This is a genomic window from Streptomyces sp. LHD-70 (assembly GCF_031157275.1).
Lineage (GTDB): Bacteria > Actinomycetota > Actinomycetes > Streptomycetales > Streptomycetaceae > Streptomyces.
This window is the reverse complement of sequence record NZ_JAVIFW010000015.1, coordinates 139122-151679: the sequence shown is the minus strand read 5'-3', so window position 1 is coordinate 151679 and position 12558 is coordinate 139122. Positions and strand designations below refer to the sequence as shown.

The window sequence follows — 12558 nt, the reverse complement described above, 5'->3', positions numbered from 1 at the left end:
AATGTGGCACTTCATAGAGCGCCTTTCCTCGAGGTCGCGCGGGGCGGATCTCCAGGTCATTCCCGGGGTCGGAACTATGACGCCGTCGGTGTGGTCTCCGCTCGCGCCTCGTTGACCTCTTCCAGGGATATACCGCGCGTGCGTATCCCGAAGACGGAGATGAGTAGGGCAAAGGTGAACATGAGCGCCGCGACGAAATAGAAGACCGCGGCGATTCCGAAGCCCAGCAGCAGAGCGGAGATGACCTGGGCGGCGATGACATTGGCGACCCGGGCGATGGAATTGGCCCAGCCCAGGCCCGTGGAACGGAATCGGGTAGGGAAGACCTCGCTGGTATAGGTCAGCGTGAGGGGCACCGAGAGCTGGAAGACGAAGGACAGGACACAGGCAAGGGTGATGGCTGCCACGGTGGAGCTGGCCAGGGTGAACAGGAGAGACAGGATGCCCAGGGCTGCGCCGATGCCGGCGAGGATGTGCTTGCGCTGCCAGCGGTCGGCGAAGAAGGTGGCCGCCAGGGGGCCGAGCATCCCGACGGTCACGATGATCGCCGTGTACAGGGTGGTGTGATGGAGGTCGAAGCCACGGAGCTTCAGCAGGGTGGAGACCCAGTAGTTGAAGCCGAAGTATGAGACGACGCCCAGTGTGAAGATCGCTGAGGTGACGGCGAACCGGCCGCCGTACCCGGCCTTTGCCAGTGCCCGCAGGCCCGCTCCGGAGTCATCGTCCTCGGCGGGCGGTGTCGGGGCTGCATCGGGGGGCGGCAGTACGTGCCCCTGACGTGTGATCTCGTCTTCGATCGCGCGCAAGGTGGTTTCGGCGCGGACATGGTGACCGGCCGAGACCAGCCAGCGCGGCGACTCGGGTAGATGCCGCTGGAGCACGACGAAGAGCACGATTCCCAGACCGCCGACGACATAGAGAAGGCGCCAGCCCCACTCGATGTTGGGGACCACGAAGAAGCCGAGCCATGCCATCACCATCGGGCCTACCGCCCCGCAGCCGACGGCCCAGGCCTGGGCGCGGCCGCGGACCCGGGCGGGCATGAGTTCAGCCAGCAGCACCACCGTGACGACGTTCATCCCTTGGAATCCCAAGGCGGTGACGAAACGCAGCGCCAAGAAGTAGATGGGGTCGGCCACTACGGCATTGAGCAGCGAGCCCAGGCTGTAGGTGGCCACGCACGCCAGCAGGACGGGCTTGCGACCGAACCGGTCGGCCAGCCGACCGCCGATCCCGGCGCCGAAGAAGGTGCCGGCGGCTGTCGCGCCGGTGATGATCGCTACGTCTTGGACGGTGAATCCCTCGTGCTCCATGAGCGCGGGGGTAAAGGCGAAGGAGTACAGATCCATGTACTCGAAGACCAGCGCTCCCGCCAGCAACGCAACGATGGTCTTGTGCCACCGGGACAGCGGGAGTCTTTCAAGGCGGGAGGCTACTTCCACGGCTGCTGAAGACATCAGGGGCGCTCCTTGGCCCACACATCGTCAAGGATGTGCACAGCCGTCTCGACTGCTTCTTGGCCTTGGTGGCCGACGATGTCGAGAACGGCCAGGATCTGCTCGCGGGTGGCTCCGAGGCTGAGCGCGGCATGGATGTGCCGGCGCGTTCCGGGCGAGTACATGTGGGTGAGCGCGGAGTCACCGGCGATGCACAGGAGCTCGATCCACAAAGGTGGCAGGATGCCGTCGCGCCAGAACTCCAGGGCGCTGGCCAGGAAGTTCTCCAGCCAGTCCGGAGCAGCGTCGTAGATCGCGTCCCAGTCCGGGTTGAACTGCCGGTCGCGGCGCAGGGTGTCGCAGACCGGGGTCGAGCAGAAGGGGGGTTGTGGCTGCGCGGGAGTCTGGGCGTAGTCCAGTTCCTGGTTCAGGATGGGCATGCCGACCGCGAGGGCGTGGATGCCGATGACCGTGGACAGCTTGAGGACCGTGAGGACTTCCTCACGGGTGGCACCGGCCTGAAGGGCGGCCCGTATATGCCGGCGGATCCCGCGGGTGTACAGGTGGGTCACTGAGGCGTCGAGCTTGAGCCGCAGCAGCGCGGCCAGCTTGGGGCCGAGGATGTGGTCTGCGGCGAGGGCGTCCTCGGTCGGCTCTGGGTTGGCGGCATCGGCCGCTGCGTCTTCCCTGGGTGCACTGGAAATGTTCACGCTGCTCCTCGGAGGGCGGGGCTAAGGTTGCTGCGGTCGTGTGCAGGTGGTGGACGACCAGGGGGCGCTGGCCAGGTAAGCGACAAGCGGGCTTGATGTTGGGTGTACCGAAAGGGGCGAGGGAGCAGCTCTGCGCCCGGCTGGGCACAGAACTGCCTCGGTACTCGCCGGTCCCCAGTGGGCGAGTTCCCCCGCTGTCTCATGTCTGGCTCCGTGTTTGCGGACAGACGTGCCCGCGCGGGCCAGCCGGGCGAGGGCCCTCCCGGACGCCCTTGGCTGGGTCTGGGGTCGCGGTGTCAGCTGAGGCCGGGGACAGTGAAGCCACGCTGACCAGGCCGGCGGGTGGGTGGCAGGCCGAGCTTGGCGATCGTCTCCTCGGTGCTGTCGTAGCTCTCGCCGATCTGATAGATCCGGCGCGCCTCCGGCCCGGTCGCGATGTCCCGTCCGAGTTCCTTCGCGATGCGGACGACCTGCTCGATCTGCTGCACCGTGGTGATGCGCTCTCCCTTGCGACCCCAGAGGTTGTCCTCGATACCGACCCGCACATGCAGCCCCATGGCCAGGGCCATGACGTTGAGGGGCAGTACCGCGCGCATCGAGCTCTCGATGGTCAGCACCGCGCCGTCCGGTGAGCGTCGGACGAACTCCATCAGGTCGGCCGGGTTGAAGCCTGCGGCGCCTCCGCCGATGGCAACGTAGTTGAGCACCAGCGGGCCTTGATAGAGACCCTTGCGGATCAGGCGCTCGACCGACTCGAGCTGGTGCACGTGGCCGAGCATGAAGTGCGGCTGGATCCCCTTGGCGGCCAGTCGCTTGAGATGCTCGATGTAGAAGGAGGGGCGAGCGTCGGAAACCATCTCGCTATAGGCCTCGACGTACTGCGGCTTCTCCAGGATCGTGCCGGCGACGTCGTCCTCGGTCAGCATCTCGACGATGTTCATCTGGCTTGTGTTGATCGCGATGGTGACCTGGTCGGGGGCGGGAGACAGCTCTGCCAGCATGTGGCGGGTGTCGTAGTCCAGCCACTTCGCTTCCCGGCCCTCGTCTTCCGGGGCGAAGGAGATCGAGCCGCCGACCTGCAGCACCATTTCCGGCACCGCTTCACGCAGTCGGCCCAGGAGCTCGTTGAACATGGAAAGCCGCTTGGATCCCTTGCCGTCCGCTTCCCGTACGTGCACGTGCAAGACGGTCGCGCCGGCGTTCCAGCAGTCCACCGCCTTTTGAACCTGTTCGTCCATGGACACTGGAATGTCGTCCGAATCGTTCGGAGTCCACTGCGGTCCGTAGGGGGCGGCTTGGATTACCAGCTTCTCCTGGTTCTCCGGGTACAGGCTGTCGTCCAGGAAGTGCATGCGCGTGCTCCTCATCGGGCGAGGTTCCGGGGCCACCGCGTCGTCCTCGGTGGCGCGATGCGGTCACCGTAGGAGAGAACACACCCCTGGTATTGATCAATTCGTCACTCAGAATTATCCTTTCGTCACCTTCGTTGGAGGTGACGATGAACAGAGGCACAAAAGATCTCGGCCAGGCAGCGGTCCCAGTCGGTGCACTGTCGACGTTGCCCCAGATCATGCGGGAATTCGGGCACGATCCATGGGAGCTGCTCGAGTCCTTCGGCATCACCCAAGACTCATTCGCCCACCCGTTGCGTCCGCTGCCGATGAGAGTGAACGGCCGCATCCTGGAAGCGGCAGGCGCCGCGACCGGCTGCGATCACCTGGGGCTGCTGCTGGGCCAACGGGCCACATTGGACAACACCGGTCCCTTGCGCTTTTTGGTACTGAACGCTCATTCCGTACGCGATGCGGTCGACGCCCTCCTGCGGTTCAGCCCCATCTGGTACCCCGGACTCACTGCCGGCCTCACCGTCGAGGACGACTACGCGGCGCTCACTCTGAGCATCGATCGGGTGTTTCCCGGTAGCGAGCAGATCCTCACGGCCTTTCTAGTCGCCAACGTGAAGATCCTGGAGATGGTCCTGGGCCGCACCTGGCGGCCGACCACCGTGCACATCGCCCATCGCGAACCCGCCTCTACCACCCCGTACCGGCGGTTCTTCCGCGCCACGGTCCTCTTCGACCAGCCCCGACACGAGGTGTGGTTCCCGAAGGAACTCTTGGTCCACGAGCGCGCGGGGGCAGACCAGAAGCTGGAGAGGTTCCTCTACGATCACCTGGTCGAGCTGCAGGGGAGGGACCAGCCAGACCTCGTCGTGCAGGTGCGCAAGACGATTCAGAATCTGCTGGCCACCGGCTCTTGCAGCGTGGAGAATGTCGCGGCCCTTTTCGGCATCCACAGGTACACCCTCCACCGGCATCTGGCCCGCCATGGCATCACGTTCGAGGCTCTCCTCGACGAAACCCGCCGCGACGTCGCTCGTCACCTCCTCACCGACACCGAGCTGCCGATGGCCGACATCGCCCACCTGCTCGGCTACAGCAACCAAGGGAACTTCACGCGCGCGTTCAAGCGGTGGCATCACCAGTCGCCCGGCCGGTGGCGCAAACAACAAGGAGGCGAGGCAACCGCCTCGCCCCGTTGAGGAGCGTCATGGCCCAGGCGGCACCCGGCCGACTCCGCAATGTCGGGCGCCGTCCGGTCGGGGCGCCTATTTTCACAGGTCCGGCGTCTGCGGGTCTGTGGTCGGCAGATTCTCCAGACCACCACCCACACGATGTTCATCGCCCGGGTGGTGCACGCCGAACACAGCGACCGCCCGTCCCTCGTCTACAGCGCGGGCGGGTTCTACGACGGCGGCCGACTGCTCCCCGTGGAAGCCTGAACCTGGCCGTGAAAACAGTCGACACGTCCCGACTGCGGAAGGACAAGGCAATCCCGACCTGTTCCCCAGGGTCACCGGCGCGCCCCACCCATCCGCGGGCGGGGCGCGCCGGATGGCTTCTGCCGGGTCTGATCTGCGCGGTCACCGGAGTCGCCCTGGACTCGCTGGCACACCAACTCGTGTCGCCGCTGGCCGTGCTCCCCTGCGCGGGCATGCTCGGGGTCCTCGCCAGGAATCTGCGCATGCTCCCCTCCGCCGCCCAGTGGGGTGCCGAAAGTCACGCATAGCCCATGAGCAGGTGCTATGCAGCACCCAGCGATCATGGCAGGCTCGCACTGAATGGCGCTGCACATCCTCTATCTGATCTTCCTCCGGCTCCTCGGACTGCTCCTGCTGCTCTCCCGCACGGATGAGGCCAAGGACGTCGTTCTCGTTGCGCTCCGCCACGAGAACGCGGCTGCGCCGCCAGCTCGGCGTCCGGCCGCGCCTGACATGGCCGGAGCGCGCTGTGCTCGCCGCCCTCGCCCGGCACCTCCCGGGCCAGCTGCGCCGCCACCGCCTGGTCACTCCCGGCACCCTGCTCGCCTTGCACCGCACGCTGCTGCGCTGGAAGTGGAGGCAGAAGCCCGCACGGACCGGACGTCCGCCGATCTACGAGGAGCTCACCGCACTGATCCTGCGCCTGGCCAGGGAGAACCCGACCTGGGGCTCGACCCGCATCCAGGGCGAGCTGCGCGGCCTCGGCCACCGCATCGGTGCCTCAGCCATCCGGCGCACCCTGCGCAGCGCCGGCCTGGGCCCCGCACCCCGACGCGGACCCGGCACGAGGCCGACGTGGCGTCAGTTCCTGCGCGGTGATGTTGTTCGGCGCGGTGATCGAGCCGGACGGCTTCTAGCGTTGGTTTTGGGGATGCGTTCGGTGCCGTCGAGGATGCTCGTGATCGCGGCTTGGCGGAACCGGGTCAGGCTCCCGATCCGGCCCGCGGTGCGCTGGTGGAGGTAGGAGGCGTGGCGGACGAGGGTTCCCGGCGGGTGTGCGCGGAGATCAAGCGCGGCTTCACGCCGGTGATCAGTTCGCGGAAGGGTGTTGTTTCCCGAGTCGTGCAGGGAAGGCACTGCCTTCCACCAGACAAGCCCGGCCAGCGAGTTGGGCTCCGCGTACCCGGGAGAGCAAGGCGGTGCCGGTGACGTCGATGCCCGCGTATACGAACGTCGCACGGATGCGTTCGGTGAGGTCTTTGAGCAGGTCTGCGGTTTCGGCGCCGGTGGTGGTGCGGGGGTTGAGCCGGTGGATCTCGTCGATCATCACGAGTCGCACGCCCACACGGTTGTAGGCGTGGCAGACGGCGTCGGTGATCTGGGCCTGTGTCATGCGGGCGGTGACGGGGATGGAGAGGTAGCGGGCGAACTCGCCTGCGAGGGCTTTCGCGCTCGCGGGCGGTACCAGTACGTAGGCGACCGGCACGGGAGCGTGCGTGCTTCAGGCCGGTGGTGGGTGCTGTTGGGTGTGGGTGAGTTGGCAGGCGCGTTCGACATGCAGGAGAGCGGTGGTTTTCCCGGCCGCTGCCGGGCCGGAGACGATCAGGGAGGGGCGTGCGGTGGGCAGTTGATGCCGTCCCAGGATCATCAGGGTGCGCACGCTGGTGGTGAGGTTCTCCATGGCCGGGGGCCGGACGGTGACGAACGCGGAGTGGTAGGCGAGGCGGTCCTCAACGCTGCGTACTGATTCCCCCGGTGCGGGCGGTCAGGCGGGAGGTCAACTGAGGACGGGCACGGCGGGCGGCCGGTCCGTCAGGATGCGTGTGCCGGTGGCGGCGATGTCGAGCCACCGGAAAGCAGCGCACCCCCGTCCAACCCCCGTCCAACCCGTCCAACCCCCGTCCCACCGCGCACCGCCGCCGTTCCCCATCGACGACCGCGGGCACACACTCGCCAAGACGGCTCTGCTCGGGCGGCCACGGAGCGCGCATTCGTGCTGTTCACCTACTCTGTCCGTCATGAGCCGTTGGGAAGAGTTGACCGGTGGGACGTCCGGAGAGGACTACGCCGCCAGGTTCGCGGCGCTGGCCGGCAGCGGCAAGGACATGCACGGTGAGGCGCGGTTGTGCGCCGCGCTGGTGCCCGCCGGGGCGCGTGTGCTGGATGCCGGGTGTGGCACCGGCCGGGTCATGATCCGGTTGGCGGAACTCGGCTACGACTGCGTCGGCGTCGATCGCGACGATTCCATGCTGGCCGTAGCGCGCAGACAGGCACCGGAACTCCCCTGGATCCAGGCCGACTTGGCCACGCTCGACCCGGCGGGCCTTCCCGGTGCCGCCGCCTTCGACCTCGTGGTCGCCGCCGGCAACATCTTCCCGCTCCTTGCAACGGGTACCGAGGCCACCGTGGTCGACCGCCTGGCCGCGGCGCTGCGCCCGGGCGGCCTGATGGTCGCCGGATTCGGCCTGGACCAAGCCCACCTGCCGGTACCGCCCACCATCACCCTCCCGGAGTACGACGCCTACTGCGCCGAGGCCGGCCTCACCCTCGTCGACCGCTTCGCGACATGGGACGCCCACCCCTTTGAAGGCGGCGGCTATGCCGTCAGCGTCCACCAGATGCATCGCGATTGAACGCACGAAGCCACTGCCACCCAAGCCGACGCCGGCCTGCTCCGGCGCCGGCTTGTCAGTGGGACCGTTGAGAATGGCGCCATGACCTACGCCATACCGGTGCCGTTGCCCTCTGCGCTCGTCGAGCACCATGCGATCGACCTGGACCGCAAGTACACCGAGGGCTGGGGCATGGAGGTCAAGGACGCCGCCACCGCGCCCTCTGGCGACCTCTACATCCTCTACCGGGTCCACCGTCATACCTACGGTGTGGCGGATGACGAGGCCGACCCGGCGAAGGCGGACTTCAGCTACGTGCTGGTGAGCAGGTACGCGCCCGACGGCACCCTGCTCGCCACCGGCGTCTCGGGGCAGAGCGAATTCCTGAGCCAGGACACGACGTTCGGTGGCCGGACGACCGGGCTCGGCCAGGACCTGTGGTGGGCCAAGAGCCTGTGCCTCCTGCCCGACGGGACGCTCGCCGCAACCGGGGCCGAAGACCAGACCCATCTGATCACCGCGGACCTCACCACGGTGACCGCACGCCACACCATGCCTCACCGACGTCACGAGGACGGCCCGCGTGACCCCTTCGCCTCGTCGATCAGCACGACCCGGGCCGGCCGCCTGCTGTGCACGACCGGCGAGTACGGGCTCTACAACTACGGCTCCTGATCGACAACATCGTGTCGATCACCGACCAGCCCCTCACCCCCTCCTCGAAGCCGGCCTTGCGCGCTCTGGCCTCCATGGACGCCGAGCCCGTCAAGCAGACCGAAGCGGACCTGCGGCCCGACGTCCTGCACCACGGTGAGCCGGTCGGCATTGAGCCACCGGCCACGCCCCTCGCTGACGGAGCACCTCACCGACCTCGAACAGACCGCGCGGCTGTGGGCCTGGCGCGATGCACGGCTCGGCCGGCCCGCGGTCGTACGGGAGGACCTGTTCGTCGTCCCCGTCTACGGCCACATCTACCGCGGAGGGAGCCGCGGCCAACGGTTCGCGTTCGTCCTGATCAACGACCGGGGCGAATTCGTCGGCCGGCTCGGCGGCATGCACCTGCACCGCGACTCACCCTTCACGGGCCACTGCTTCGAGATCGCCGCCGACCCAGCACGCGAGCGGATCTACCACCTCAACCGTTACGGCCTGTTCGCCTGGACAGCCACCGGAGTCCGAGCCCAACGCCTCGATCTGGAAGACAAGCGCTACAAACTCCTGAAGCACTTCACCCTCGCCGACTGCACACCCACCGGCGAACTCATCCTCGTACACCGCACACAACACCTGCTGCTCCGCATCCCCCGCCCAGCCTCCCTCGGCGACCTCGGCCAGGAGGTGGATGACGCACTGCGCTCCTACGCCAAGGAGCGGACCGTCCTCAAGAAGCAGTGGAGCCCGGTGAATTGGCACTGGACCGACAACACCGCTCCCGTGCACCGCATCTGACCGCCGTCGGCGGCGCGGCGCCCGCTACACCGGCCGGGGTGGGCCGCAGGGACGAGCACCGGGATGTAGCCGGTTCAACCTGTGGCGGGGCTGGTCCAGTCAGCCGGCAGGTGCGCCACGCGGATGCGCTGCGGGTGGTCGCCCATGGGGACGGACTTGATCTTGCGGCCGGTGGCGAAGTCGATGGCGGTGACCTGGTCCGCGGCGCTCTCGGAGATCACACACGCCTTTCCGTCGCCGCTCACGGTGGCCCAGTACGGCTTGGCCGCGGGCACCAACGGGCCTTGCCGGAGTGTGTCGCGGTCGACGATCGTGGCGTATTCGTCCATGGTCCCGGCGACGCAGAGCTTGGTGCCTGCGGGATTCATGGACATGCCGTGGTGGCGGGAGTCGTTGACGTACGTGGTCCGGTCGTCGGAGGTATCGGGGTTCTTCGGCAGGGTCTTCATGCGGGTGATCGCGTCGGCGGCGACGTCGTACTCGAAGAAGCCGTTGAAGAACGAGACTTGGAAGTACAGCTTCGACTCGTCGGGTGTGAAGGCGACCGGACGGATGGCGTCGGACTTGTCGGACTGGCCGTACGCGTCGAGGCGTTCGCGCATGTCGATCGTCCGGACGACCTCGAAGGTATCGGCATCAGCGACGGTGATCCTGCGGTCGCCCTTCAGGCCGTCCAGCCAAGGGGCGTCGAGGTCATTGTTGACCTCGCCGATCGCCATGTTCCAGATCTTGCCGTCGCGGGTGAAGACGTTCTCGTGCGGCTTGTCGCCGGTCTTGAAGGAACCGATCTGCCGACCGGTGTGGATATCGAGTACGTGGACGGTGTTGCCGGTGGAGGCCGAGACCGCCACGCGGGAGCCGTCGGGTGAGACGGCCATGTGGTCGGAGCGGTAACCGGCCACGGGGAAGCGCCAGTTGATGCGCCCGGTGGTCGTGTCGATCGAGACGACGTCGGCGAAACTGGGCCGGGAGACGACCACGGCCGAGCCGTCCGGTGTGGTGTACATGTCGTCGGTGTACTGGTCGTGCCCCTCGCCGACGGTCATGCGGATGCCGAGGAAGTACGCGAGCCGTACGGGATTCGAGTAGATCTCGCGCAGCCGCTCCTCCTTGTCGGGAATGAGACCGATCCGGCCGATCTTCGCGAACTCACCGCTGGACTCGATCACGTCGGCGGTCCCCTCCCAGTTGTTGCCGACGAGCAGCACCTCCTGCCGCGGCGTGGCCTGCGCGGGACCGGTGGCGAGGAGCACTCCGGCGGCAGTCGCGGTCGCCACAGCGCCCCGGACGAGGAGTCGGCGCCAACGGGGAGACGGGGAAGCTCGCATGTTCGTGGCTCCTGGATCAGGCAGCGGGCACTTAGTTACCGGATGGTAAGGAAGCGGGGGTCCGGTCACAAGGCCTGGTCCGGAAGAGGTTGAGCCCGACCCACCAGGCCCGGCCCTAGGCCGTCCGCGTTTGGTCGCGAGTCGACGGCGTTGGCTTCGCCCGCGTCCGCACCAGCCGCCGAACGCCTCGCGGACCAGGAAGCGGCGGTGCACCAGCTCGTCTTCGACCCAACGGACGACAAGCGACGCCGCATCGAGGAAGCGAACGACCGGGCACGGGCAGCTTCGGGGCCACGCTGTCCTCCCGGGCGCGCTCGCCTCACGCTTTCCAGGCTGTGTTCGACGGATGTCTTGGCAGGGTCACCCCGCAACCCGAACGCCCCGCGGCCCTCGGCCTGTTCGTCCTCAGCTATCAGATGGGCAGCGCCCTGGGCCGAGTACCCGTACGCGCCCGACGTTCACCGAGTACCCGTACGCGCCCGACGCCCACCCGAGTACCCGTACGCGCCCGACGTTCACCGAGTACCCGTACGCGCCCGACGTTCAGCGCGGCTCGGTGGTGTCGTCGTCCACGACGCGCAGCTGGGAGACCGCCGCATCGTGGGCGCCGCGCACATGGCCGTACGGAGCGGCCGCCGTGCGCTGCAGGAAGTCGACGACCTCGGCCGTGACGACCTCGCCGGGCAGCACGTTGGGGATGCCCGGCGGGTAGGCGGCCAGGGTGTCCGCGGAGACGCGGCCCACCGCCTCGGCCGCGGGCAGCAGCCGCGCGGGCCGCAGGAACGCCGCACGGGCCGAGAGCCGCGCCGGACCGGGGGAGGGGAGCCGCAGGTCAGCCCGCTCGGGGCGGCCCTGGTCGGCGAGCGGGGCGGGCAGGCAGTGCAGGGCCTCCACGAACCGCTCGGTGTCGGGGAGCGATCCCGCGCCCACCACGGCGACGACCGCCGCGTCCGTGGCCACCTCGACCATGATCTGGTGGTCGCGGTAGAGCAGGCGCCGCGCCTCATGGCCGGGGATGCCGCCGCTGCGCGTGTCGACGGCGATCCGCAGCGGGTCGGCTCCCACGATGTCCCGGAACCGGCCGAAGCCGTCACTGACCAGCCGGTACCGCCCGAGACGCCGTACAGTCCTGCGTACCCGGTCCGCCGCGTCGATCGACGCACCCAACTGCTCCGCACCCCCGGCGAGTTGGGCGCGCGCCAGGTCGAGCGAGGCAAGCAGCAGGGCGCTCGCGCTCGTCGACTGGACCAGGCGGAAGGCCCGGTCGACCAGCGGTTCGAGACGGTCGGCGAACGGCCCGTGGCCCAGGTGCAGCATGGCCGACTGGGTCAGGCTGCCGCCCAGTTTGTGGGTGCTGGAGGTGACCAGGTCGGCCCCCTGGGACAGGGCGTTCTCGGGCAGCGCCGGGTGGAAGCCGAAGTGCGCCCCCCAAGCCTCGTCCACGATCAGCGGCACACCCGCGGCATGAGCGACATCCGCGAGCGCGCGCACGTCGGCGACCGCACCGAAGTAGCTCGGCGACACCACGTACGCCGCCGCGGGACGCGGGCAGCGGGCCAGAGCCTCGGCGAGACCGGCGGCGTCCACGCCGTGCGCGATGCCCTGACCGGCGTCGACCGAGGGCTGCACGAACGCGGTGTCGAGGCCGGACAGGACCAGCCCGTCGATGACGCTCGAGTGGACGCTGCGCTGCACGACCAGCGTGTCACCGAGCGCCGGGGCGACCAGCGAGGCGACCTGGTTGCCCTGCGAGGCGCCATTGGTCAGGAACCAGGTGCGCCGAGCGCCCCAGGCCTCGGCCGCCAGCCGCTCGGCCCGCGCCAGCGGCGCCGTGGGCCCCAGATCGAGGCCGTCCAGCAGAGGCGGGAAGTCGAGGGCCAGCGCGGCAGGGCCGAGCAGCTGCGACAACGGTCCGAACCGGGGCCCGTCCGCGGCGTGCCCGGGAACGTTCAGACGCAGCCAACCGCGCCCCGCATGCACACGCAGAGCATCTGCGTACGGGGCGGACGAGTCCCGAACAGGGGGCGCGGTGGCGGGAGACGCAACGGTTGGCTCTGACCTGCGCGAAAGCGCGGTGGATCTGGTGTTCACGCAGGTCAGCGTGGCAGGCTGCAGGCCATAGAGGAACACATCACTTTCCTGCACCTCTCCATAGACGGTCTATAACTCCCTACGGGCCCCGCCCTTGCTCCGCAGACGGTCTATAACTCCCCACGGGCCCCACCCTTGCCCCCGCCCTTGCTCCGCAGACGGTCCATAACT

Annotated in this window: 12 protein-coding genes; 5 read left to right on the top strand and 7 right to left on the bottom strand. The window is 68.3% G+C overall.

Annotation, left to right across the window (positions count from 1 at the left end):
- Positions 1–74: 74 nt before the first annotated feature.
- The 3 genes from RCO28_RS27320 to RCO28_RS27310 form a co-directional block, all read right to left on the bottom strand.
- Positions 75–1457: an MFS transporter gene (locus tag RCO28_RS27320; protein ID WP_308943929.1), complete on the bottom strand. Its 1383-nt coding sequence runs from the start codon at positions 1455–1457 to the stop codon at positions 75–77.
- Positions 1457–2146, bottom strand: coding sequence for a hypothetical protein (locus RCO28_RS27315; RefSeq protein WP_308943928.1), 690 nt, complete (start codon positions 2144–2146; stop codon positions 1457–1459). The genes RCO28_RS27320 and RCO28_RS27315 overlap by 1 nt, the downstream gene beginning before the upstream one ends.
- Before the next feature lie 296 nt (positions 2147–2442).
- Positions 2443–3498, bottom strand: a complete 1056-nt coding sequence (locus RCO28_RS27310) for a 3-keto-5-aminohexanoate cleavage protein (protein ID WP_308943927.1) — start codon at positions 3496–3498, stop codon at positions 2443–2445.
- A gap of 146 nt (positions 3499–3644) precedes the next feature.
- Between RCO28_RS27310 and RCO28_RS27305 the strand changes: the two genes are divergently transcribed.
- Both RCO28_RS27305 and RCO28_RS27300 read left to right on the top strand, forming a co-directional pair.
- Positions 3645–4688: an AraC family transcriptional regulator gene (locus RCO28_RS27305; RefSeq protein ID WP_308943926.1), complete on the top strand. Its 1044-nt coding sequence runs from the start codon at positions 3645–3647 to the stop codon at positions 4686–4688.
- 673 nt (positions 4689–5361) lie between these two features.
- Positions 5362–5931: a hypothetical protein gene (locus RCO28_RS27300; RefSeq protein WP_308943925.1), complete on the top strand. Its 570-nt coding sequence runs from the start codon at positions 5362–5364 to the stop codon at positions 5929–5931.
- Between the two features lie 66 nt (positions 5932–5997).
- On the opposite strand, the gene RCO28_RS27295 is transcribed toward RCO28_RS27300, so the two are convergent.
- Both RCO28_RS27295 and RCO28_RS27290 read right to left on the bottom strand, forming a co-directional pair.
- The gene (locus RCO28_RS27295) at positions 5998–6393 is read right to left on the bottom strand and encodes a TniB family NTP-binding protein (protein ID WP_308943924.1); all 396 of its coding nucleotides are present in this window, start codon (positions 6391–6393) and stop codon (positions 5998–6000) included.
- A gap of 15 nt (positions 6394–6408) precedes the next feature.
- Positions 6409–6588, bottom strand: coding sequence for a hypothetical protein (locus RCO28_RS27290; protein ID WP_308943923.1), 180 nt, complete (start codon positions 6586–6588; stop codon positions 6409–6411).
- A 337-nt stretch (positions 6589–6925) separates the two neighbouring features.
- Between RCO28_RS27290 and RCO28_RS27285 the strand changes: the two genes are divergently transcribed.
- From RCO28_RS27285 to RCO28_RS27275, 3 genes are all read left to right on the top strand, one after another.
- The gene (locus RCO28_RS27285; protein ID WP_308943922.1) at positions 6926–7540 is read left to right on the top strand and encodes a class I SAM-dependent methyltransferase; all 615 of its coding nucleotides are present in this window, start codon (positions 6926–6928) and stop codon (positions 7538–7540) included.
- An 81-nt stretch (positions 7541–7621) separates the two neighbouring features.
- Entirely contained in the window at positions 7622–8194 is a 573-nt protein-coding gene (locus RCO28_RS27280; protein WP_308943921.1) for a hypothetical protein, read from the top strand.
- Between the two features lie 150 nt (positions 8195–8344).
- Positions 8345–8968, top strand: a complete 624-nt coding sequence (locus RCO28_RS27275) for a hypothetical protein (protein WP_308943920.1) — start codon at positions 8345–8347, stop codon at positions 8966–8968.
- A gap of 74 nt (positions 8969–9042) precedes the next feature.
- Here the strand turns inward: RCO28_RS27275 and RCO28_RS27270 are convergent, their stop codons facing one another.
- Positions 9043–10296 (bottom strand): YncE family protein, encoded by a 1254-nt coding sequence (locus RCO28_RS27270; protein WP_308943919.1) that lies wholly within the window; start codon positions 10294–10296, stop codon positions 9043–9045.
- A 543-nt stretch (positions 10297–10839) separates the two neighbouring features.
- Positions 10840–12387: an amino acid decarboxylase gene (locus RCO28_RS27265; protein ID WP_308943918.1), complete on the bottom strand. Its 1548-nt coding sequence runs from the start codon at positions 12385–12387 to the stop codon at positions 10840–10842.
- Positions 12388–12558 lie beyond the last annotated feature (171 nt).